This is a genomic window from Agrobacterium sp. OT33 (assembly GCF_017313365.1).
Taxonomy (GTDB): domain Bacteria; phylum Pseudomonadota; class Alphaproteobacteria; order Rhizobiales; family Rhizobiaceae; genus Agrobacterium; species Agrobacterium rhizogenes_A.
This window is the reverse complement of record NZ_JAFLMZ010000002.1, coordinates 542,802-565,726: the sequence shown is the minus strand read 5'-3', so window position 1 is coordinate 565,726 and position 22,925 is coordinate 542,802. Positions and strand designations below refer to the sequence as shown.

23 protein-coding genes are annotated in these 22,925 nt (G+C 60.0%); 20 read left to right on the top strand and 3 right to left on the bottom strand.

Going from position 1 to position 22,925, the window contains the following annotated elements:
- Positions 1–20 precede the first annotated feature (20 nt).
- The 10 genes from lpxD to JZX88_RS06920 all read left to right on the top strand — a co-directional run bounded on the left by lpxD (position 21) and on the right by JZX88_RS06920 (position 8,243).
- The gene (lpxD, locus tag JZX88_RS06965) at positions 21–1,088 is read left to right on the top strand and encodes a UDP-3-O-(3-hydroxymyristoyl)glucosamine N-acyltransferase (RefSeq protein ID WP_206913079.1); all 1,068 of its coding nucleotides are present in this window, start codon (positions 21–23) and stop codon (positions 1,086–1,088) included.
- Positions 1,081–1,545, top strand: coding sequence for a 3-hydroxyacyl-ACP dehydratase FabZ (gene fabZ / locus JZX88_RS06960; protein WP_065115515.1), 465 nt, complete (start codon positions 1,081–1,083; stop codon positions 1,543–1,545). Before lpxD ends, fabZ begins: the two co-directional genes overlap by 8 nt.
- Positions 1,542–2,357 carry an acyl-ACP--UDP-N-acetylglucosamine O-acyltransferase gene (lpxA, locus tag JZX88_RS06955; protein WP_065115516.1) on the top strand — a complete coding sequence of 272 codons (816 nt, stop codon included), beginning with the start codon at positions 1,542–1,544 and terminating at the stop codon, positions 2,355–2,357. The genes fabZ and lpxA overlap by 4 nt, the downstream gene beginning before the upstream one ends.
- Positions 2,358–2,360: 3 nt before the next feature.
- Positions 2,361–3,242, top strand: coding sequence for an LpxI family protein (locus JZX88_RS06950; RefSeq protein WP_181424012.1), 882 nt, complete (start codon positions 2,361–2,363; stop codon positions 3,240–3,242).
- Positions 3,239–4,411 carry a lipid-A-disaccharide synthase gene (gene lpxB / locus JZX88_RS06945; protein WP_110759808.1) on the top strand — a complete coding sequence of 391 codons (1,173 nt, stop codon included), beginning with the start codon at positions 3,239–3,241 and terminating at the stop codon, positions 4,409–4,411. Before JZX88_RS06950 ends, lpxB begins: the two co-directional genes overlap by 4 nt.
- Positions 4,412–4,619: 208 nt before the next feature.
- Positions 4,620–5,330 (top strand): GntR family transcriptional regulator, encoded by a 711-nt coding sequence (locus JZX88_RS06940; RefSeq protein WP_065115519.1) that lies wholly within the window; start codon positions 4,620–4,622, stop codon positions 5,328–5,330.
- A gap of 6 nt (positions 5,331–5,336) precedes the next feature.
- A complete protein-coding gene (locus JZX88_RS06935) occupies positions 5,337–6,122 on the top strand; it encodes a transporter substrate-binding domain-containing protein (RefSeq protein WP_174029354.1) in 786 nt (261 codons plus the stop codon).
- Between the two features lie 81 nt (positions 6,123–6,203).
- Positions 6,204–6,875 (top strand): ABC transporter permease subunit, encoded by a 672-nt coding sequence (locus JZX88_RS06930; protein ID WP_206913078.1) that lies wholly within the window; start codon positions 6,204–6,206, stop codon positions 6,873–6,875.
- Positions 6,872–7,531 carry an amino acid ABC transporter permease gene (locus JZX88_RS06925; RefSeq protein ID WP_206913077.1) on the top strand — a complete coding sequence of 220 codons (660 nt, stop codon included), beginning with the start codon at positions 6,872–6,874 and terminating at the stop codon, positions 7,529–7,531. Before JZX88_RS06930 ends, JZX88_RS06925 begins: the two co-directional genes overlap by 4 nt.
- Positions 7,509–8,243 (top strand): amino acid ABC transporter ATP-binding protein, encoded by a 735-nt coding sequence (locus tag JZX88_RS06920; protein WP_035217484.1) that lies wholly within the window; start codon positions 7,509–7,511, stop codon positions 8,241–8,243. The genes JZX88_RS06925 and JZX88_RS06920 overlap by 23 nt, the downstream gene beginning before the upstream one ends.
- A gap of 76 nt (positions 8,244–8,319) precedes the next feature.
- Here the strand turns inward: JZX88_RS06920 and gltA are convergent, their stop codons facing one another.
- Complete coding sequence (gltA, locus tag JZX88_RS06915; RefSeq protein ID WP_065115522.1) at positions 8,320–9,609, bottom strand: citrate synthase; 1,290 nt, start codon at positions 9,607–9,609, stop codon at positions 8,320–8,322.
- Positions 9,610–9,916: 307 nt separating this feature from the next.
- On the opposite strand from gltA, the gene JZX88_RS06910 reads away from it, so the two are divergent.
- Positions 9,917–12,352 carry a ComEC/Rec2 family competence protein gene (locus JZX88_RS06910; RefSeq protein ID WP_206913076.1) on the top strand — a complete coding sequence of 812 codons (2,436 nt, stop codon included), beginning with the start codon at positions 9,917–9,919 and terminating at the stop codon, positions 12,350–12,352.
- A gap of 19 nt (positions 12,353–12,371) precedes the next feature.
- On the opposite strand, the gene JZX88_RS06905 is transcribed toward JZX88_RS06910, so the two are convergent.
- The gene (locus JZX88_RS06905) at positions 12,372–13,049 is read right to left on the bottom strand and encodes a glutathione S-transferase family protein (protein ID WP_065115523.1); all 678 of its coding nucleotides are present in this window, start codon (positions 13,047–13,049) and stop codon (positions 12,372–12,374) included.
- Between the two features lie 418 nt (positions 13,050–13,467).
- Positions 13,468–14,190 carry a transcriptional repressor LexA gene (gene lexA / locus JZX88_RS06900; RefSeq protein ID WP_065115524.1) on the bottom strand — a complete coding sequence of 241 codons (723 nt, stop codon included), beginning with the start codon at positions 14,188–14,190 and terminating at the stop codon, positions 13,468–13,470.
- A 212-nt stretch (positions 14,191–14,402) separates the two neighbouring features.
- Here lexA and JZX88_RS06895 point away from each other — a divergent pair, with 212 nt between their 5' ends.
- The 9 genes from JZX88_RS06895 (at position 14,403) to JZX88_RS06860 (ending at position 22,878) form a co-directional block, all read left to right on the top strand.
- Positions 14,403–15,281 carry a VOC family protein gene (locus JZX88_RS06895; protein ID WP_206913075.1) on the top strand — a complete coding sequence of 293 codons (879 nt, stop codon included), beginning with the start codon at positions 14,403–14,405 and terminating at the stop codon, positions 15,279–15,281.
- Positions 15,281–16,126, top strand: a complete 846-nt coding sequence (gene kdsA / locus JZX88_RS06890; RefSeq protein ID WP_142855685.1) for a 3-deoxy-8-phosphooctulonate synthase — start codon at positions 15,281–15,283, stop codon at positions 16,124–16,126. Before JZX88_RS06895 ends, kdsA begins: the two co-directional genes overlap by 1 nt.
- A gap of 136 nt (positions 16,127–16,262) precedes the next feature.
- Positions 16,263–17,537, top strand: a complete 1,275-nt coding sequence (eno, locus tag JZX88_RS06885) for a phosphopyruvate hydratase (protein WP_065115527.1) — start codon at positions 16,263–16,265, stop codon at positions 17,535–17,537.
- A gap of 138 nt (positions 17,538–17,675) precedes the next feature.
- On the top strand, positions 17,676–17,804 hold the full coding sequence (locus tag JZX88_RS26290) for a hypothetical protein (protein ID WP_256436287.1): 129 nt from the start codon (positions 17,676–17,678) through the stop codon (positions 17,802–17,804).
- Positions 17,805–17,876: 72 nt separating this feature from the next.
- Entirely contained in the window at positions 17,877–18,194 is a 318-nt protein-coding gene (locus JZX88_RS06880) for a septum formation initiator family protein (protein WP_065115528.1), read from the top strand.
- Between the two features lie 153 nt (positions 18,195–18,347).
- A complete protein-coding gene (gene pdhA, locus JZX88_RS06875) occupies positions 18,348–19,391 on the top strand; it encodes a pyruvate dehydrogenase (acetyl-transferring) E1 component subunit alpha (protein WP_065115529.1) in 1,044 nt (347 codons plus the stop codon).
- A gap of 17 nt (positions 19,392–19,408) precedes the next feature.
- Positions 19,409–20,830: a pyruvate dehydrogenase complex E1 component subunit beta gene (locus JZX88_RS06870; RefSeq protein ID WP_206913074.1), complete on the top strand. Its 1,422-nt coding sequence runs from the start codon at positions 19,409–19,411 to the stop codon at positions 20,828–20,830.
- Positions 20,831–20,844: 14 nt separating this feature from the next.
- The gene (locus JZX88_RS06865; RefSeq protein WP_206913073.1) at positions 20,845–22,221 is read left to right on the top strand and encodes a pyruvate dehydrogenase complex dihydrolipoamide acetyltransferase; all 1,377 of its coding nucleotides are present in this window, start codon (positions 20,845–20,847) and stop codon (positions 22,219–22,221) included.
- Between the two features lie 12 nt (positions 22,222–22,233).
- The gene (locus JZX88_RS06860; protein ID WP_052818476.1) at positions 22,234–22,878 is read left to right on the top strand and encodes an SGNH/GDSL hydrolase family protein; all 645 of its coding nucleotides are present in this window, start codon (positions 22,234–22,236) and stop codon (positions 22,876–22,878) included.
- Positions 22,879–22,925: the final 47 nt, after the last annotated feature.

The following is a 22,925-nucleotide window of genomic DNA, read 5'->3' as shown; positions in this document are numbered from 1 at the left end:
CGTTCTGGAGTTTCCGGCTGATGGAATACAACGCCTTTTTTCCGCCCCACGAGGGACTGCGATTGAAAGACATCGCAGACCGTTTTGGGGCGGAACTGTCTGATGAGACGGCAGGAGAACGGGTCATTCGGTCCGTTTCTCCAGTCTATCGGGCAAAACCCGATCAGCTCTGCTATATTCTTTCGCGCAAGAACCGCGATGAGCTGCAGACCTGCGATGCTGGCGCCGTCATTTGTGACGCGGCGCTTGTAGACATGCTTCCGTCCCACATCCCCGCCCTGATATCGAAAAATCCACATACGCTTTTTGCGCAGGTGGGTGCCTTGCTGCACCCTGCCGCCATGCGTCCGGGTCCGATAGCGCGAATGGAAGCCGAGATTTCTCATGCAGCGCATGTCGATCCATCCGCGAAGCTTGAGGCGGGTGTCGTCGTCGAGGCGCTTGCCGTGATTGGAGCAGGTGCCCATATCGGCGCTGGCACACGGATCGGCCCCGGCGTCATCATCGGGCAGGATGTGCAGATCGGGCGCGATTGCACCATTGCCGGCAGCGCAAGCGTTCTTGCCGCGCTCATCGGCAATAATGTGATTATCCACAATGGCGCTCGCATCGGCCAGGACGGTTTCGGTTATGCGCCGGGTCCGCGCGGCATGCTGAAGATCGTGCAGATCGGCCGGGTCATCATTCAGGACAATGTCGAGATTGGCGCCAACACCACGGTCGATCGCGGCACCATGGATGACACTGTCATCGGCGAAGGCACCAAGATCGACAATCAGGTCCAGATTGGCCACAACGTTCGCATCGGCCGCCATTGCGGCATCGTCAGCAAGGTCGGCATTGCCGGCAGCACCCGCATCGGCGACGGTGTGATGATTGGCGGCGCGGCCGGCATCAATGGCCATATCAATATTGGCGACGGCGTGCAGATCGCGGCGATGAGCGGTGTTGTGGCGGACGTGCCGGCAGGCGCCCGTTATGGCGGAACGCCTGCGCGTCCAATGAAATATTTCCTGCGCGACATGGCCGAGATTCTGGCACGCGCTGAAGGGCGTGATAAAAAAACAGGAGAGAAAAACAATGACTGACGAAACGAAGACGCTCGGCGCGGCTGACATTCTGGAAGTCATGAAGCTTTTGCCGCATCGTTACCCATTCTTGTTGATCGACAAGATCATCGATATCGATGGTAACAATTCGGCGATCGGCATCAAGAACGTCACGGTCAACGAACCGCATTTCACCGGCCATTTCCCGGATCGGCCGATCATGCCGGGTGTTCTGATCGTCGAAGCCATGGCCCAGACGGCAGGTGCGATATGCGCCCGCAGTCAGGGTGAGGGCGGTCATCTGGTCTACTTCATGACAATCGACAACGCGCGTTTCCGCAAGCCCGTGATCCCCGGCGATCGTCTGGAAATCCACGTCGTCAAGCAGCGTCAGCGCGGCAACGTCTTTAAATTCCATTGCGAGGCGAAGGTGGACGGCGCTCTGGTGGCGGAGGCCGATGTCGGCGCCATGATGATCCCCGAGGATCAGCAATGAGCACGATTGCCGCCTCGGCCAGAATTCACCCGACCGCCGTCATCGAAGACGGCGCGGTGATCGGTGAAAACGTCGTCATTGGCGCGCTGAGCTATGTCGGCGCGAAAGTCAGGCTGCACGACGAGGTCCGACTGCACAATCACGCCGTTGTTTCCGGCCTGACCGTCATCGGTCGCGGCTCGGTCATCCATTCGATGGCGGTCATCGGCGGTACGCCGCAGGCGGTTCGCCACGACGGTTCGGAGACGACGCTCGAGATCGGTGAACGCTGCGTCATGCGCGAAGGCGTGACGATGAATGCCGGCAGTTCCGATGGCAGCGGCAAGACCATTGTCGGTGACGATAATCTGTTCCTTGCCAATTCGCATGTGGCGCATGATTGCCGTCTTGGCAGCCACATCATCCTGTCGAACAATGTAATGCTGGCGGGTCATGTCACCATTGAGGATCGCGCCATTCTGGGCGGTGGTTGCGCCGTGCACCAGTTCACCCGTATCGGCCGCCAGGCCTTCATCGGCGGACTTTCGGCGGTCAATTACGATGTCATTCCCTATGGCATGCTGAATGGCAATCCCGGCATTCTCGGCGGCCTCAACGTTGTCGGCATGACTCGCGCCGGTATCGAGCGCGCCGATATCCACAAGGTCAGACGCGTTTACAAGGCGATTTTCGAGGCTGAGGGCACGATCCGCGGCAATGCGGCGGCCATCGACCGTAACGACTATCTGGATTGCCCGCAGGCGCTTGAAGTCATCGATTTCATCGGTGCGGATAGCGACCGCGCGATCTCTTCGCCCAACCGGGGCAAGTGAGCCGTGACAGGCGGCGGGCGTCTCGCCATTGTGGCCGGCAGCGGCCAGCTGCCGCTCTATGTGGCGGCCGCCGCCCGCGAGATGGGCGAAAACCCGTTCATTGTGCGGCTGCGCGATGATTCCAGCTTCGACTGGAGCGGTTTCGACAATGCCATCATCAGTGTCGGGGATGTTGCCGGGCTTGGCCGGTTGCTGCGGGAGAACCGTGTAGACCGCGTCGTCCTTTCCGGCGGCGTGGCGCGGCGGCCGGAGTGGCGCGAAATTCGCCCCACAATCGGCATCGTGCTGAAACTCCCCTCCATCGTTCGCACGCTGCTGTCGGGCGGCGACGACACCGTTCTGCAGATGGTCATCAAGATCATCGGCACGCTTGGTGCAAGGGTCATCGGTGCACACGAGATCGCACCCGGGCTGCTCGCCACCACCGGTGTTTTGGGCACTCAGAAACCCACCGACGAGGATTTTCGCGATATACGCAAGGCGGCCGACGCGGCGCTTGCGCTCGGTACGCTGGATGTGGGGCAGGGGGCGGTCTCTGTCGGTGGCCGCATCGTGGCCCTTGAGGGCGTCGAGGGCACGGATGCCATGCTGGCGCGTGTCGCGGCGCTGCGCGCTGAAGGTCGTATATCGCCCCGTCGCAGGGGGGTGCTGGTCAAGCTCTGCAAACCACAACAGGATGTGCGCGCCGACCTGCCGACAATCGGCATCGAAACCGTGGAAAACGCCCGGAAAGCCGGGTTAGCGGGTATTGCCGTCGAAGCCGGCCGGGCGCTTGTGCTTGATCGCGATGCGATGTTGAAAGCCGCCGATCAGGCGGGCATATTCGTCTGCGGCATCGATACGTCACTTGATGGAGACATGATTGGCGGGGATATGAGCGCATGACGGCGACATTAAAAGTGGCGGTTATCGCCGGCGAGGTATCCGGCGATCTTCTCGGCGCGGATCTGATCCGCGCGCTCAAGGCCCGGTATGCCGGTCCGATCGAGCTGGTGGGTGTCGGCGGTGAGGCGCTGGAGGCGCAGGGGCTGGTGTCGCTATTCGATTATTCCGAACTCTCCATCATGGGCTTCACGCAGGTCTTGAAAAAGCTGCCGAAGCTCATTGCGCGGATCAACCAGACCGCTCAGGCCATCGCGGCTGCGAAGCCCGATATTCTGCTGATCATCGACAGCCCGGATTTCACCCATCGCGTTGCGAAAAAAGTCCGCCGGCAATTGCCGCATCTGCCTGTTGTCAATTATGTCTGCCCCAGCGTCTGGGCCTGGAAGGAATATCGCGCCACCGCGATGCTGTCCTATGTCGATCACGTTCTGGCCCTGCTGCCCTTCGAGCCGGAAGCCATGCGCCGTCTCGGCGGCCCGCCGACGACCTTTGTCGGTCATCGCCTCAGCGTCGACCCCGATGTGCTCTCCGTACGGCAGAAGCGCGCGGAACGCTCTCTTCCGGCCGATGGCCAGCCGAAGACCATTCTTCTGCTGCCGGGATCGCGCTCCACTGAAACGACGCGGTTGATGGAGCCGTTCCAGCAGGCGGCAAAGGCCTTTGTGGAACGCAACGGCCCGACCCGGTTCCTGCTGCCCACTGTGCCGCGCCAGGAAAACCGTATCCGCGAACTGGCCGCAACGTGGCCGGAAGAAATCAGGCCGCAAATCGGCGCCGACCCTGCATTCAAGTGGAATGCCTTCGCGGAGGCCGATGCGGCAATCGCCGCCTCCGGAACCGTCATTCTGGAACTCGCACTCGCCGGCGTACCGACGATCTCGGTCTACAAGACCGACTGGATTTTCACCATGCTGAGCAAGCGGGTGAAAACCTGGACCGGCGCATTGCCAAACCTGATTGCCGACTATGCCGTCGTCCCGGAATATTTCAACGAGGTGGTACGGGCAGGTTCGATGCTGCGCTGGGCTGAGCGCCTGTCTCACGATACCATCGAACGCCGGGCGATGCTGGAAGGTTATGCGCTGGTGCAACGGCGTTTGCAGACGGATGTGCCTCCTGGTGAAACCGGTGCGGCCATTCTTCTTGACGTCCTGAAAAGCAAAAAATAGCCCCTCGGGAAAGCCCCATTCGCCGCGTCTTCAGCTGCCGGAACACCCATGTGCCGGCAAAGGATGCTGGCTGCCGTCTTGCCACTCCTGCAGGCAGGCAAGGGATCGATTTTACTGCATTTGATCGTTGGAACGGCAGACAGCTGACCATCGGGCGGTTCGCAACCCCGGAATTTTCGTCTGGCACACCGCTTGCTTTCAATCTTGTATGCAAGATAGCCATACATCCGAAAGCGCCCAGAGCGCGGTAGAAGACGCCATCATCTCCGGCATTTTATCCGCGCGCATCCGCCCGGGAACCCGCCTCAGCGAAAACCAGCTGGCCAGCCTTTTCAGCGTGTCGCGCACGCGCATTCGCGAGGCGATGATGCGGCTGGAAACGCGCGGCATCGTCACCGTCAGCCCGCGCCGGGGCTGGTTCGTGGTGGAGCCTTCCGCCGAAGAATCCATCAAGGTCTATGAGGCGCGGCGCATCATAGAATATGGGCTCTTGCGCAATCTTTCCGGCGTCAGCCAGGAAGGCATTGCCATCCTCGCCGATCATCTCGATGAGGAGAAGGCGGCGATTGCCAAAGGCGACCGCCAGCGCCTGACCTGCCTGATGGGTGATTTCCACATCCGCATCGCTGAAATCGCCGGCAACGACATCATCGTCGAAACGCTGCGCGACCTGACGGCGAGAACCATCCTCATCTCCATGCTCTATCAGTCCGATTTCCATGCGCAACAATCGCATGACGGACATTGCCGTATCTTTGAAGCGATCAAGGCTGCCGATTTTCATGGTGCCGCCGAACTCGCCATCCGCCATCTCGATGAAGTCGAAACCGGTCTCGATCTCACCCGCAGGCCGGATCCGCTCTACGAGCTTCGCCATTCCCTTTCACTTCAGCCTCTTTCCTCAAGCCCCAAGGAGTAATTTCCAATGATTTCCAGACGTTCATTGCTTGCCATCGCCGCGATTTCCGCAACGCTCGGTTTTTCGCCCGCAGCCTTTGCGGATGCGCTCGGTGATATCACCTCCCGCGGCACGATCCGCGTTGCCGTCCCGCAGGATTTCCCGCCCTTCGGCAGCGTCGGCACGGATATGGCTCCGCAGGGTTATGATATCGACGTCGCCAATCTGATCGGCGAAAAACTCGGCGTGAAGGTTGAACTCGTGCCGGTGACCAGCGCCAACCGCGTTCCCTATCTGCAGACCAACAAGGTCGATCTCGTCATTTCGAGCCTCGGCAAGAACCCGGACCGTGAAAAGGTCATCGACTTCTCCACCGCCTATGCGCCCTTCTTCAACGGCGTGTTCGCTCCGGATTCGATTGCCGTGGCCAAAGCGGAAGATTTGTCCGGCAAGACCATCGGTGTCACCCGTGGCGCCGTCGAGGATCTGGAGCTGACGAAGGTGGCGCCTGCCGATACGACCATCAAGCGTTATGAGGACAATAACGGCACGATTTCCGCCTTCCTCGCCGGCCAGGTGGAAGCCGTGGCCACGGGCAATGTCGTGGCCGCCGCCATTCTCGCCAAGAACCCGCCAAAGCGCCCCGAGCTGAAGTTCCTGATCAAGAATTCGCCCTGCTATATCGGCCTGAACAAGGAACAGCCGGCGCTGCTTGAAAAGGTCAATGCCATCATCGCCACCGCAAAGACCGATGGTTCGCTGAACACGATCGCGCAGAAATGGCTGAAAACCGACCTGCCGAAGGATCTCTGAGCAACCCGGAAAAATGCATGCGCCGGCCTCGCCTGAGACGGGACCGGCGCATGGTTTGTCCTCGCCGAAAGGAAGCATCGGGTGAAATACACATTCGATTTTGGATGGCTTCTCGAATATTATCCGCAGATCGCCAAGGGCATCGCCGTTACGCTGGAACTGATTGCCATCGGAGGCGTCCTCGGCATCGCACTCGGCATTGTCTGCGCCTGGGTGCGTGCGCTGGGGCCTAGATGGTTGCGGCCGCCGGTCGCCGCCTATGTGGAACTCATTCGCAATACGCCGTTTCTCATACAATTGTTTTTTATCTTCTTCGGACTGCCGTCGCTTGGCCTGCAATTGTCGGAACTGACCGCCGCCAACATCGCCATGGTGGTCAATCTCGGGGCCTATAGCTGCGAAATCATCCGCGCCGGTATTCAGGCGACGCCGAAGGGACAGTTCGAAGCGGGGGCAAGCCTTGCCATGACGCGTTTCGAAACCTTCCGGCATGTGGTGCTGGTGCCCTCACTGCAACGCATCTGGCCCGCTCTTTCGTCGCAGGTGGTGATCGTCATGCTCGGCTCGTCGGTCGTATCGCAGATCGCCGCCGAAGATTTGACCTTCGCAGCCAATTTCATTCAGTCGCGCACCTTCCGCGCCTTCGAAGCCTATATGGTCTCCACCGTCATTTATCTCGTGCTGGCCATTCTTCTCCGGCAGGTGCTGGTCATGGGCGGCAATCTCATCTTTCCACGCCGGAGTGTCCGATGATCGAATTCTCCACCTGGGATATTCTCAGAAACCTGCTGCTCGCCACGCGCTGGACCGTGCTGCTCTCGCTCGTATCCTTTGCGGGCGGCGGCATGGTGGCGCTGCTTTTGCTGTTCATGCGCATTTCCCGGAAAAAATCGATGCGGGCTTTCGCGCGTTATTATGTCGAGCTTTTTCAGGGTACGCCGCTTTTGATGCAGCTCTTCATCGCCTTTTTCGGCCTCGGCCTGTTGGGCATCGATGTGCCGGCCTGGCTGGCGGCGGGCCTGACGCTGATCCTGTGGGCAGCGGCCTTCCCGACCGAAATCTGGCGCGGCTGCGTTGAATCCGTCGCCAAGGGCCAATGGGAGGCGTCGGCGAGCCTTGCCATGGGACGCCTGCAGCAGATGCGTTATGTCATCCTGCCGCAGGCCATGCGGGTCGCCATTCCGCCGACCGTCGGTTTCTTCGTGCAGGTCATCAAGGGAACGGCCGTGACTTCGATCATCGGTTTCGTGGAACTGTCCAAGGCCGGCACGGTGGTCACCAACGCCACCTTCCAGCCCTTCACCGTTTATGGCCTCGTCGCCCTCATCTATTTCGCGCTGTGCTGGCCTCTGTCGAAGAGCAGCCAGATCCTCGAAAGGAAACTTAATGTCGCTCATCGAAATCACTGAAGTCCGCAAAAGCTATGGCAGTAACGAGGTTTTGAAGGGCATCAACCTCGATGTGGAGCCGGGTGAGGTCATCGCCATCATCGGCAAGAGCGGATCGGGCAAATCGACCCTGCTTCGCTGCATCAATGGGCTGGAGACGATTTCGGCCGGTTCCATCTCGGTTGCCGGCGCGCAGCTTCTCGAAGACGATCTGCATCTCAAAGCCCTGCGGCTGAAGGTCGGTATGATCTTCCAGCAGTTCAATCTCTTCCCGCACCAGACCGTTGGCGGCAACGTCATGCTGTCGCAGACCGTGGTGAAGAAGACGCCGAAACCGGAAGCGGAAGCCGTTGCCCGCAAGATGCTGGAACGGGTCGGGCTGGCGCATAAATTCGATGCCTATCCCGATGAATTGTCCGGCGGCCAGCAGCAGCGCGTCGCCATTGCCCGTGCGCTTGCCATGCAGCCGATCGCGCTGCTCTGCGACGAGATCACCTCGGCGCTCGATCCCGAACTGGTCGCGGAAGTGCTGGCTGTCGTTCGCGAACTCGCCGCCGAAGGCATGACGCTCCTGATGGTGACGCATGAGATGAAGTTTGCGCGCGACGTCTGCTCCCGCGTCGTCTTCATGCACGAGGGCAGGGTGCATGAAATCGGACCGCCGGAAGAGGTGTTCTCCAATCCAGCGACACCCGAACTCAAGCAGTTCCTGGGCGTTGCGGCGCGCCACTGAGAACCATTCGGATGTTCAACAAAAAAGGCCGGCGGGTGAAAACCTGCCGGCCTTTGATCTTAGAGGGTTTCGCGGCTTAGCGCTTGGAAACCGGAACGTAGTCGCGCTTGCCGGCGCCCGTGTAGAGCTGGCGCGGACGGCCGATGCGCTGCTGCGGATCTTCGATCATTTCGTTCCACTGGGCGATCCAGCCGACGGTGCGGGCGAGAGCGAAGAGAACGGTGAACATGGTCGTGGGGAAGCCGAGCGCCTTCAGCGTGATGCCCGAATAGAAGTCGACATTCGGGTAAAGCTTCTTCTCGACGAAGTAGGGGTCGGAAAGGGCGATCTTTTCCAGTTCCAGCGCGACCTGCATGATCGGATCGTCGGAGTTGCCGGTGGCTTCCAGCACTTCGTACATCGTCTTCTGCATGATCTTGGCGCGCGGGTCGTAGTTCTTGTAGACGCGGTGGCCAAAGCCCATCAGGCGGAACGGGTCGTTCTTGTCCTTGGCGCGGGCGATATATTCCGGAATGCGGTCAACCGTGCCGATTTCGTTGAGCATGTTGAGCGCCGCTTCGTTGGCGCCGCCGTGAGCCGGGCCCCAGAGGCAGGCGATGCCAGCCGCGATACAGGCGAACGGGTTCGCACCCGAGGAGCCGGCAAGACGCACCGTGGAGGTGGAGGCGTTCTGCTCGTGATCAGCATGCAGGATGAAGATGCGGTCCATGGCGCGGGCCAGAACCGGATCGACCTTGTATTCCTCGCACGGCACGGCAAAGCACATGTGCAGGAAGTTGGAGGCGTAATCGAGATCGTTCTTCGGGTAAACGAAGGGCTGGCCGATATGGTACTTATAGGCCATGGCGGCGATCGTCGGCATCTTGGCGATCATGCGCAGCGAAGCGACCATGCGCTGGTGCGGATCGGTGATGTCGGTCGAGTCGTGATAGAAGGCCGAGAGAGCGCCGACCGTGCCGCACATGACGGCCATCGGATGCGCATCGCGGCGGTAGCCGGTGAAGAAGCGGCTCATCTGCTCATGCACCATGGTGTGGCGCGTGACGCGGGTGTCGAAATCCTTCTTCTGCGCGGCCGTCGGCAGTTCGCCGTAAAGCAGCAGGTAGCAGGTTTCAAGGAAATCGCCCTGTTCGGCAAGCTGCTCGATCGGGAAGCCGCGATGCAAAAGAACGCCTTCGTCACCGTCAATATAGGTGATCTTGGATTCGCAGGAGGCCGTCGACGTGAAACCCGGGTCGTAGGTGAAGGAGCCCGTGTGTTTGTACAGCGTGCCGATATCGACGACGCTCGGCCCGATCGTGCCTTCCCTGACCGGGAGTTCGACCTGTTTATCGCCAAGTGTCACTGTAGCGCTTTTTTCCGTCATACTGATCCTCCGAAAACATGCGGGTGGGGGCGTTGAGACACGCCCCGCGGTTAAGCGTCTACCGATTAGCTATATGATCCTTGCGCCGATGCCAAGCTATTCGAAGGTCAAATTGTGCATTGCGGCAAACGCAATTACGCTGCCCGCGGCTTTATCGGCCACCGCAATTCAATCTCGGTCAACACACCGTTAAAGGAAGGGATTGCAATCCTCCGCGCCTGCCTGCAAACCTGTTTCCGGTGCGGCAGGGGCGCGGCGCGGATTGCTTGATCAAGGGGAAAAACAGCATTTCGGATATGCCGAAACGATGCGGGGAACCTTGCCCGGCACGCATGAAATCCTGTTTCCCGTTTGTCGCACCGGCGATGTCGCTGCCCACGATCTGCCGGCTCCTGTTCCCCGGCGCGGGCTGAAGGCCGCCATCGTCGAAAAACTCGCCGCCTGTCTCGCCGAGGAGCGGGCATTCGGCCATGGTTTCCTGTTCATTCCCGTCATGATCGGCTGTGGCGCGATCCTGTGGTTTTCTCTGGATGTCACACCATCGTCGTCCGTTCTGGCAATCGCATTCCTGCTTGCCGCCGGTCTGGCACTTTTTTGTCGATACGATACCGGCCTGTCGGCGGCGAGTTGCAGCATCGTCGCTTTTCTGTTGCTGGGCATGCTTCTGGCCGATCTCGAAACGAGGCGTGCCGGCACCGTGGTGCTGGATACACCCGTTACCACCACCATCACCGGTACGGTGACACGCCGGGAGGTCGATGCGCGCGGCGACTGGCGATATATGGTGAAACTTGTCGCAACGGAGGCGCCGAAACTGTCGCGCCCGCCGGAAAGGGTATCGCTGCTTGCGCGCGGCGGCGGTGAGCCGGTCGCACTTGGCGCCACCATTCGCGGCAAGGCGCGGCTTTCGCCGCCCTCCGGTCCGGCCCTGCCGGGGCTGAATGATTTCGCCTTCGCCTCCTACTTCAAAGGCGTGGGCGCGACGGGATTTTTCTACAAGCCGCCCCGGATGATAATGTCACCGAAAAGTGATGTTGCGGCTGCGACAGGTTTGCTTGAATGGGCCGATATGCGCCTTTATGGCCTTCGCAGCGCCATTGCCGAACGCATCCGCGGCACGATTGGCGGCGATGCCGGCGCTTTTGCTGCCTCCATAGTCACTGATGAGAGACAGGCCATATCGGCCGAAACCATGGAAGCGCTGAGGCTTTCCGGCCTTGCGCATATTGTCGCCATATCCGGGCTCAACATGGCGCTGGCCGCCGGCATCTTCTTCGTCGGCCTTCGGCTGGGCTTCAGCCTGTTTCCCGCCTTTGCGCAGCGCTGGCCCGTCAAGAAGATTTCGGCTTTCGCCGCTCTCCTGATGACGCTCGCCTATTATCTGATTTCCGGTTTTGCCGTCTCTGCCGAACGCGCCTGGCTGATGATGTCGGTGATGCTGATCGCTGTCCTTTTCGATCAACCCTCGCTCAGCCTCCGGAATGTCGCGCTTTCCGCCTTGGTCATTCTTGCGCTTTCACCTTCGGAGATCATGGGGCCGAGTTTTCAGATGTCCTTTGCCGCGACCATCGCGCTGGTATCCGCCTATGCCTGGTGGAGCCGCCGGCGCAGCGATCACGAGCGGCTGTCGATCGGTCGCAGACCGGCATGGATGATGGCAGGGGAAACGGCAGGGGCCATCATCGGCGGCGTCATCGTCACATCGCTGATTGGCGGGCTTTCGACAGCGATCTATTCGGCCGAACATTTCCACCGTGTCACCACCTATGGACTGTTCGCCAATCTGGCCGCCATGCCGCTGATGTCGCTGGTCGTCATGCCTTTCGGTCTCGTCGCCATGCTGCTGATGCCCTTCGGGCTCGATGCCCCGTTCCTGAAGGTTATGGGATATGGCATGGCGCTTGTCATCGAGGTTGCGGGGGAGGTCGCGTCCTGGGGTGGCAGCGCTGCGACAGGTCGGCCGCATGGCTGGTTCATCGGTCTTGCTTCCTCCGGTTTCCTGCTGCTGACGCTGCTGCGCAGCCGGCTGGCCCTGCTTGGCATCCCGGTTCTGCTCGTCGCTTTCGGGCTGTCGGCGACCATGGCCTATCGCGATGCGCCGGACCTGCTCATTCACGAGGACGGTGAACTGGTCGCGTTGCTGGAGGACGGCAAGGTCTATACGACAAAGACACGGCCGCAGGGTTTCGTTTATGGCCAGTGGCAAAGAGCATTGCTCTTACCGGAACAGCCCGTGCCGCCGGCCATCGTCAAAACCGGGACGGCGCCGACCCGTGTGGCTTTCGCCGCAAGGCCGAAACTGACCTCGCAGGAGCTGAGCGCCGTTGCACGGCAGATGACGGCGGCCCTGAAAGATGCCGAACCGGGTGTCTTCACCTGCGTGAGGGGCATATGGTGCGTGGCGCGCGCAGGCAGCGGCGAATGGATCGTCGTTCTTGAGGACGGCCGGTTTGCCGGAAAAGCCTGCGACATCGCCGATATAGTCGTTGTTTCCCGCAGAACCTCGTTTTCGCAGTGCCGCTCGGGAGCGCTGCTGCTCAACCGAGATATTCTGCGGCGTATCGGTTCGGTGGAAATGAACTTTGCCGGCAGCGAGCAGTCCGCGGTGGTCGGAAGGCTGCGCGCAGCCATCGCAGGGGCGGACAGGCCGTGGAGCGAACACCGCTATTATGACTGGAAGAGCGGCCGTTTCGAGCACGATGTACCCGAAAAGGTCCGGCAGCTGCTGGCGACGTCGCAGTGACCATCGCCAGCACAGGTCCTCAGGCCTTCAGGCGAAGATCGGCAGTCAACTCGCCAATACCGCCGATCTCCTCTTCATGCGCCGTATCGCGCCAGATTTCCTTCAATCCGGCCTCATACCATTCGCGCATGGCGGGCAGGGCGAGCAGCCGGTCGCAATAGGTTTTCGCGCCCGGTGAAAGATCGGCACCATAGGTCTGGAAACGGAATGCGACGGGGCAAAAGAAAGCGTCCACCGCCGTGAATTTCTGACCGGCAAGGTAGGGACCGCCGAATTTTGTCAGCCCTTCGCTCCACAGCGTATCGATGCGCTTGATATCGGCCGCAAGCCCGGCATCGCCGCCTTTCGGCTTGACCCGAATACCGACAGACATCGGATAGAGATTGCGCAGCGAGGAAAAGCCGGCATGCATTTCGCTCGCAGCCGAACGCGACCATGCCCGGGCCTGCTTGTCGCTCGCCCAGATACCCTGATGTCTTTCCGCCAGATATTCGGCGATCGACAGCGATTCCCATATCGTCACTCCCTCGTCGACAAGGCAGGGCACCTTGCCCGTCGGCGAAAAGCTGGAGAAGGCGACGCCTTCGCCGAACGGAACGAGTTTCTCATCGAAGGCGATACCGAGCGTGCGCATCAGGACCCACGGCCGCAGCGACCATGAGGAATAGTTCTTGTTGGCGATATAAAGATCATACATGGCTTGTCTCCCGGATATGACGCGCATTTCTATACCTGTCGGAGCGCTGCGGAATATCGAAAATAATCCATGGCACCCATAAACGCCTTTGATGAGTGGCAGCGGGCTGCTCAACGATAAATGTCACCATTTGGTGACGGATGGCGTCAAGCCCATCACACGGGCCGGAACCTCGCAGCGTTACCGAAACTCCATGCGGATGACGCACGGAATGCAACAGGCCGGGCTAAAATCGAAGCCGCAATATCATATGAAGACCGTAGCCGATGTTCAGCGGTACGGAATGAAACCGCTCCCGGGATGAATGTGTCAGCCCGGTTTCCACGTAGTCAGCCAACGTGCGGAATTGCCGCCATCCTCAATGGATATCTCTTCACCTGGGCGATGTTCGCCCCGAGAAGATGGCGGCCTGTACGGATCAATGGTAACGGCGGATCAGTCCAACCAGTTTGCCCTGAATTTTCACCCGGTCCGGCCCGAATATGCGGGTCTCATAGGCAGGATTGGCCGCCTCCAGCGCGATGGAGGCGCCCTTGCGGCGGAAGCGCTTCAGCGTCGCTTCCTCGTCATCCACCAGCGCCACGACAATATCGCCGGGGCTGGCGGTATTGCCATTGCGGATGATGACGGTGTCACCATCGAAAATGCCGGCCTCGATCATCGAATCGCCCTTGACCTCGAGAGCGTAATGTTCGCCCGAGCCCAGCATGTCCACCGGTACGGCCACGTCATGGGTATTGTTCTGGATGGCGGAAATCGGAACGCCGGCGGCGATGCGGCCCATGACCGGCACGGTAACGGCGCCGCCGAGATCGTTAGCGGGCGCCTTGGGGGCAGGGGCCGGTTCCGGCGCTTTTGGCTTGCCGAGACTGCCTTCGATGACGCTTGGTGAAAAGCCGCGCTGCGGCCGTGCACCCGGCGTATAGGCCTCAGGCAACTTGATCACTTCCAGCGCTCGCGCCCTATTCGGTAGCCGGCGAATGAATCCGCGCTCTTCGAGGGCGGTGATCAGCCGGTGGATGCCGGATTTGGAGGCAAGATCGAGTGCGTCCTTCATTTCATCGAAGGAGGGCGGCACGCCGGACTCTTTCATTCGTTCATGAATGAAGAGAAGCAATTCCTGCTGTTTGCGCGTGAGCATGAGGAAAACACCCTTGAGAATCGTAGTGGAGGTCGCGAAACAAATACAGAACGAACACTATATGTTCCATATGTGTTCCGCAATCCCCTAAAATTTCGTGAAGCTGCCATCTGTTGTTTTGATGATTTGCCTGAAAGCACGCAATTGTGCTTTTCTGCCGCCGGGACTGTTCCGGTGTCGCCTTGCCGGACCCGACAGCAGGAAGCAGGAAAATGACGAAACCCTATCGCGTCGACCATCTCGTACTGCCCGTCGAGCGTCTCGACGTCGCCGTCAGTCGCCTTGCAAACCTTGGGTTTACGGTCGCGCCGGCGGCTCTCCATCCGTTCGGCACACACAATGCCTGTGTTTTTTTCTCCGACGGCACCTATCTGGAGCCGCTCGCAATTGCTGACCCGGCTAAATATAACGCCTCGATTGGCAGAGGAGATGTCTTCACCGGGCGGGATCATGCCTTTCGGAAACACGCCGGAGGGGAGGGGTTTTCCGCTCTCGTCGCTGCAACCGAAGACGCCCTTGGGGATCACGACCGATTCGTGGTCTCCGGCCTGACGGCCGGTACTGTCTTTGAATTTTCGCGTCCGGTCAAAATGCCGGACGGTTCGCAGAGCGAGGCAGCCTTCCGGCTGGCTTTTGCAGCCAGCGGTTCCGCCGCGGATTTCTTCCTGTTCAGCTGCCAGCGGCTGCAGGCCCTGCCGGGCGACCGCTCGGCGCTGGAGCGCCATGCCAATGGCGTGTCCGGTCTCAGCGAGATCGTCCTGTTTGTCGGTGATGATCCGAATGCCGCACGCCTGATAGAGACGGTTTTTGGCTGCGGCGGCAAAATATCACCGGACGGTGATGTGGTTTTTGCAACCGGCAATGCGTGCATAAGATTGACTGAGAATCCGGCCTTCAGTGAAAAAGCGCATGATGTTGTCGGGCAGGGTGGCGGACTGCGCGGTGCAGGCATCGTCCTTTCCGTCGGCGATCTTGCCGTGACAGCGGCGGCGCTTGCTGCTAATGGCGTGTTCTGCATGGAAACGGGCGGCCGTCTGGTGGTGCCCGCAGCACCCGGCCAGGGCGTTGCCTTCGCCTTCGAGGAAAAATAATGAGCGTTACGAACAATCTCAAAGTCACCGCCGGCGACGGCGCCAGCAAAGTTTCTTTCTCCAACAGCGAGCGCTTTTCGCTGATTGCCGGCCCGTGCCAGATGGAAAGCCGCGAACATGCATTCATGATCGCCGGCGTCCTGAAGGAGCTTTGTGATAAACTTGGAATCGGGCTTGTCTATAAATCCTCCTTCGACAAGGCGAACCGTACCTCGCTTTCCGGCAAGCGCGGCATCGGCCTTGAGAACGCCATGCAGGTCTTCGCCGATCTCAAGAAGGAGTTCGGTTTTCCTGTCCTGACCGACATTCACACCGAAGAACAATGCGCCATCGTTTCCGAAGTGGTGGATGTGCTGCAGATCCCGGCCTTTCTCAGCCGCCAGACGGATCTTCTCGTCGCTGCCGCCAAGACCGGCCGCGTCATCAATGTCAAGAAGGGCCAGTTTCTGGCCCCCTGGGACATGAAGAATGTTCTGGCCAAGCTGAACGACAGCGGTAATCCGAATGTGCTTCTGTGCGAGCGCGGCGCCTCCTTCGGTTATAATACGCTGGTCTCCGACATGCGCTCGCTGCCGATCATGGCCTCGCTTGGTGCGCCCGTCGTCTTCGACGCCACCCATTCCGTGCAGCAGCCGGGCGGGCAGGGTGGTTCCACCGGTGGCCAGCGCGAATTCGTCGAGACGCTGGCGCGCGCGGCCGTGGCCGTCGGCGTGGCCGGCCTCTTCATCGAGACCCATGAGGACCCGGACAATGCGCCTTCCGACGGTCCCAACATGGTTCACCTGAAGGACATGCCGAAACTGCTCGAAAAGCTTTTGGCCTTCGACGCCATTACCAAAGCCTGAAGAACCGGCGCGGTTCGTGCCAATCGATTTTAAATGGCGGGCGCTCCGTTTCTGCCGCCCGCCGTCATTGTAATTTCTTCGCCATCGTCTAAGACAGGCGACGGAAAATATCTGTTCCATTCCCAAGGGAGAGACCATGACTGCCATTACCGATATCATCGCGCGCGAAATCCTCGACAGCCGCGGCAACCCGACCGTTGAAGTCGATGTTTATCTCGAAGACGGCTCCATGGGCCGCGCCGCCGTTCCTTCGGGCGCCTCCACCGGTGCGCATGAAGCGGTTGAGCTGCGCGATGGCGGCAAGCGTTATCTCGGCAAGGGCGTGGAAAAGGCAGTCGAAGCCGTCAATACGGAAATCTTCGACGCCATCGGCGGTTTCGATGCCGAGAACCAGATCCAGATCGACCAGACGATGATCGCGCTTGACGGTACGCCGAACAAGTCGCGTATTGGCGCCAACGCCATTCTCGGCGTATCGCTTGCCGTCGCCAAGGCTGCGGCTGAAGCTTCCGGCCTGCCGCTTTACCGTTATGTCGGCGGCCCGAACGCGCATCTGCTGCCGGTTCCGATGATGAACATCATCAATGGCGGCGCTCATGCCGACAACCCGATCGACTTTCAGGAATTCATGATCCTGCCGGTTGGCGCGGAGAACATCCGCGAAGCCGTGCGCATGGGTTCTGAAGTGTTCCATACGCTGAAGAAAGAACTGTCCGCTCAGGGCCACAACACCAATGTCGGTGACGAGGGCGGTTTCGCACCGGGTCTCGAAAGCGCGCCGGCAGCGCTCGATTTCATCATGAAGTCGATCGAAAAGGCTGGCTATCGTCCGGGCGAAGACATGTATGTCGGCCTCGACTGCGCATCGACCGAATTCTTCAAGAACGGCAAATACGTTCTCGAAGGTGAAGGCCGTACGCTGGAATCCGGCGCAATGGCTGAATACCTCGCGGAACTCGTTGCCAAGTACCCGATCATCTCCATCGAAGACGGCATGGCTGAAGACGACTGGGACGGCTGGAAGGCGCTCACCGATCTGATCGGCAACAAGTGCCAGCTGGTTGGCGACGATCTCTTCGTCACCAATTCCGCCCGCCTGCGCGACGGCATCAAGATGGGTGTCGCCAACTCCATCCTCGTCAAGGTCAACCAGATCGGTTCGCTTTCCGAAACGCTGGATGCAGTCGAAACGGCGCACAAGGCCGGCTACACCGCCGTCATGTCGCACCGTTCGGGGGAAACGGAAGATTCCACCATCGCCGACCTCGCGGTTGCCACGAACTGCGGTCAGATCAAGACCGGTTCGCTCGCCCGTTCCGACCGGCTCGCGAAATACAACCAGCTGATCCGCATCGAGGAAATGCTGGGTCCGCAGGCTGCCTACGCCGGCCGTTCCATTCTGCGCGGATAATTCGCGTCTGGTTTTACGATGCAGCCCGCCGCTTTGGCGGGCTCATTTCAGGGGTGAGCGGTATCATCCGCATTCCGTCACCCCGGACTTGATCCGGGGTCCAGCGCGATCAAGTCCTTGATCGCGGGAGACTCTTTCATGGCGCAGACGCGCCGTGGCTGGATGCCGGATCAAGTCCGGCATGACGAGGTTTCTTCTGGCGTCGTCACCGTTCTAAGCCCGCCTCCCGGCGGGCTTTTTCATGCCCATTTGCCGATTGGAATTTAAGGTCAACGGATAGTTAAACAATCCGGCTTAGTCTTCAGACTCACGTTATGCGTTTTAAGGCTTCTCTGCGGCATGTGGACCAGACATCATAAAAAGAGACGATTCGGCCGTTTGATCGTTCCGGCCATCACGATCGCTTTTCTTTCCTATTTCGGGTATCATTCCATCCATGGCGACTTCGGCCTTCAGGCGACGGAGCGGCTGGAGCGGCAGCGTCTTGCCCGCACTGCGGAGCTTGCAAAGTTGACGCAGGCGCGCACGGCACTGGAGCGGCAGGTGGAATTGTTGAGTGACGGTTCGCTGGAGCGGGACATGATCGATGAGATTTCCCGTTACCAGCTGAATATGTCGCGTACGGACGAAATCGTCATCATGAACACATATTTCTAATTAACCGAAATCAGGTTAATTTAACATTTGTGATTTATTCACAGCATCTTAGCGTGAATATGTGCCATGCGTTTAAAGCATTGCTGCATGGCATTTTCTTGCATATGGTACGCGCCACTCTATCCATTCAAACGGCAACTCAGGGAGGGATGAATGGCGCCGCGAAAACCAGCGACCGTATCCGGCCGCAAGACAACGGCAAAGTCCGCAACCGAATTCACCGGCAAGAACAGCCCGGACTTCTCGAAGGAAGAAGAGCTTCACGCCTATCGTGAAATGCTTTTGATCCGCCGTTTCGAAGAAAAGGCCGGCCAGCTCTACGGCATGGGCTTCATCGGTGGTTTCTGTCACCTCTATATCGGTCAGGAAGCTGTCGTCGTCGGCATGCAGATGTCGCAGAAGGAAGGTGATCAGGTCATCACCGCTTACCGCGACCACGGCCATATGCTCGCACTCGGCATGAGCGCCCGCGGCGTCATGGCCGAACTGACCGGCCGCAAGGGCGGTCTGTCGAAGGGCAAGGGCGGCTCGATGCACATGTTCTCCAAGGAGAAACATTTCTACGGCGGCCACGGCATCGTCGGTGCGCAGGTCTCGCTCGGCACCGGTCTTGCCTTCGCCAACCGCTATCGCGGCAATGACAACGTCTCCGTGACCTATTTCGGTGATGGCGCCGCCAACCAGGGCCAGGTCTACGAGAGCTTCAACATGGCTGCTCTCTGGAAACTGCCAATCATCTATATCGTTGAAAACAATCGTTATGCGATGGGCACCTCGACCGCCCGCGCCACCGCCCAGTCGAACTACTCGCTGCGCGGCCAGTCCTTCGGCATTCCCGGCATCCAGGTGGATGGTATGGATGTGCGCGCCGTCAAGGCCGCCGCCGATCAGGCGCTGGAACATTGCCGTTCCGGCAAGGGTCCGATCATTCTGGAAATGCTGACCTACCGTTATCGCGGTCACTCCATGTCCGACCCGGCGAAATACCGTTCCAAGGACGAAGTGCAGAAGATGCGCTCCGAACATGACCCGATCGAACAGGTCAAGGCACGGCTTCTGGAGCAGGGCTGGGCAAGCGAAGACGAATTGAAGGCCATCGACAAGGATGTCCGTGATATCGTCGCCGACAGCGCCGACTTCGCCCAGAACGACCCCGAGCCGGATGCATCCGAGCTCTACACCGACATTCTGCTCTGATCGGGAAAGGGAAAACCATGCCTGTAGAAATTCTTATGCCCGCCCTTTCCCCGACCATGGAGGAAGGCACGCTTTCCAAATGGCTTAAAAAGGAAGGCGACAAGGTCACCTCCGGCGACGTGATTGCCGAGATCGAAACCGACAAGGCGACCATGGAAGTGGAAGCCGTGGATGAAGGCGTCATCGGCAAGCTGCTGATCGATGCCGGCACCGAAGGCGTCAAGGTCAATACGCCGATTGCCGTTCTCATTCAGGAAGGCGAAAGCGCCGACGACATCTCTTCTTCCGCCAAGAAGGAAGAGCCGAAGGCTGAAGCCGCAAATTCCGGTTCTGATGCCGCCGGCGGCAAGACCCGCGAAGCTGCCGAAGAGTCGAGCGCTGCCAAGGAAGCCGCCAAGGTTCCGGCAGCCCCGAAGATCGATGTCGCAGCCGATCCGGATATCCCGGAAGGTACGGAAATGGTGATGACGACGGTGCGTGAAGCACTGCGCGACGCCATGGCCGAAGAAATGCGCGCCGACGAAAAAGTCTTCGTCATGGGCGAGGAAGTCGCCGAATATCAGGGCGCCTACAAGATCACCCAGGGCCTGCTGCAGGAATTCGGCGAGCGCCGCGTCATCGACACCCCGATCACCGAGCATGGTTTTGCCGGTATCGGCGTCGGTGCGGCGATGACCGGCCTGAAGCCGATCGTCGAATTCATGACCTTCAACTTCGCCATGCAGGCGATCGACCAGATCGTCAACTCGGCGGCCAAGACGCTTTATATGTCGGGTGGCCAGATGGGTGCACCGATGGTGTTCCGTGGTCCGTCCGGTGCTGCTGCCCGCGTCGGTGCACAGCATTCGCAATGTTACGCCGCATGGTACAGCCATATTCCGGGCCTCAAGGTCGTCATGCCCTACACGGCAGCCGACGCCAAGGGTCTGCTGAAAGCAGCTATCCGCGATCCGAACCCGGTCATCTTCCTTGAGAATGAAATTCTCTACGGTCAGAGCTTCGAAGTGCCGAAGCTCGATGATTTCGTGCTGCCGATCGGCAAGGCGCGCATTCATCGCAAGGGCAAGGATGCGACCATCGTTTCCTTCGGCATCGGCATGACCTACGCGATCAAGGCGGTTGCGGAACTCGAAAAGCTTGGCATCGATGTCGAACTGATCGACCTGCGCACCATTCGTCCGATGGATCTGCCCACGGTCATCGAATCGGTCAAGAAGACCGGCCGTCTGGTGACGGTGGAGGAAGGATTCCCGCAGTCATCGGTCGGTGACTTCATTGCCAACCAGGTCATGCGCGCCGCTTTCGATTATCTCGATGCGCCGATCCTGACGATCGCCGGCAAGGATGTTCCGATGCCTTACGCGGCAAACCTCGAAAAGCTGGCTCTGCCGAACGTCGATGAAGTCGTTCAGGCCGTCAAAACCGTCTGCTACAAGTAAGGGGAGGCGTTTCGATGCCGATAAACATCACCATGCCTGCCCTTTCTCCGACGATGGAAGAGGGCAATCTGGCCAAGTGGCTGGTCAAGGAAGGCGACAAGGTCGCACCCGGTGACGTGATCGCCGAGATCGAGACCGACAAGGCAACCATGGAAGTGGAAGCCGTGGACGAAGGCACTGTTGCCAAGCTGGTCGTTCCGGCCGGCACCGAAGCCGTCAAGGTCAACGCCCTGATCGCCATCCTCGCCGCCGAAGGCGAGGACGTGGCCGAGGCGGCAAAGGGCGGCGCTGCCGCTCCTGCCAAGGCGGAAGCAAAGGCCGAGGCACCCAAGCAGGAAGCCAAGGTAGAAGCTGCTGCCCCGGCAGTCGCTGGAAACGGTTTTGTCGGTAATGCAAGTCCAGCTTCGGCTGGAGGCGACCGTGTCGGCAATGGCGCTCCAGCGTCGGCGTCCGGCGAGCGCATCTTCGCTTCGCCGCTTGCCCGTCGCCTTGCCAAGGAAGCCGGTCTCGACCTCTCGGCCGTCTCCGGTTCCGGCCCGCATGGCCGTATCGTCAAGACCGACGTGGAAAAGGCTGCCGCTTCCGGCGGTGCCAAGGCCGCACCGTCTGCTGCAGCAGCTGCTGGCGCACCGGCTCCGGCGCTTGCCAAGGGCCCTTCCGACGAAGCGGTTCTCAAGCTCTTCGAACAGGGCTCCTACGAGCTTGTGCCGCATGACGGCATGCGCAAGGTCATCGCCAAGCGTCTGGTCGAATCCAAGCAGACGGTTCCGCATTTCTACGTCTCCGTGGATTGCGAACTGGACACGCTTCTGGCGCTGCGCGCCCAGCTCAACGCTGCCGCTCCCGAAAAGGACGGCAAGCCCGCCTACAAGCTGTCGGTCAACGACATGGTCATCAAGGCGCTGGCTCTTGCCCTGCGCGATGTGCCTGACGCCAACGTCTCCTGGACGGAAAGCGCCATGGTCAAGCACAAGCACTCGGATGTCGGCGTCGCCGTTTCCATTCCGGGTGGCCTGATCACGCCGATCATCCGCAAGGCGGAAGAAAAGTCGCTCTCCACCATCTCCAACGAGATGAAGGACTACGGCAAGCGCGCGAAAGAGCGCAAGCTGAAGCCCGAGGAGTATCAGGGCGGCACGACCGCCGTGTCCAATATGGGCATGATGGGCGTCAAGAGCTTCTCCGCCGTCATCAACCCGCCGCATGCCACCATCCTGGCGGTCGGCGCGGGCGAACAGCGGGCAGTCGTGAAGAACGGCGAGATCAAGATCGCCAACGTCATGACGGTTACGCTTTCCACCGACCACCGCTGCGTCGATGGCGCGCTCGGAGCCGAGCTGATCGGCGCCTTCAAGCGCTACATCGAAAACCCGATGGGCATGCTGGTTTGATCGGAGAGTGACATGGTGAAGTCGGTCCTCTGCTTTGGCGATTCCCTCACATGGGGATCAAATGCGGAAACGGGTGGCCGGCACAGCCATGACGATCTATGGCCGAGCGTCTTGCAAAAGGCGCTCGGGCCTGACGTGCATGTGATCCACGAAGGGCTGGGCGGTCGCACCACCGCCTATGACGACCACACCGCCGATTGTGACCGCAATGGCGCCCGATTGCTGCCGACGCTGCTGCACAGCCACGCGCCGCTGGATCTGGTCATCATCATGCTCGGCACCAACGACATGAAACCGGCGATCCATGGTTCGGCCATTGTCGCCATGAAGGGTGTCGAGCGGCTGGTGAAACTCACGCGCAACCACGTCTGGCAGGTGCCGGACTGGGAAGCGCCTGACGTTCTGATCGTCGCGCCGCCGCAATTATGCGAAACGGCCAATCCGTTCATGGGCGCGATCTTTCGTGATGCTATCGATGAATCGGCGATGCTGGCTTCCGTCTACAGGGACCTTGCCGACGAACTCGATTGCGGCTTTTTCGATGCCGGGTCCGTTGCCCGCACGACGCCGGTGGATGGCGTTCATCTCGATGCTGAAAACACGCGGGCCATCGGGCGCGGGCTGGAGCCCGTCGTCCGCATGATGCTCGGACTTTGACACTCATTCTCATTTCGGAGCGGTTTGCCGTCATCCGAATAAGACAA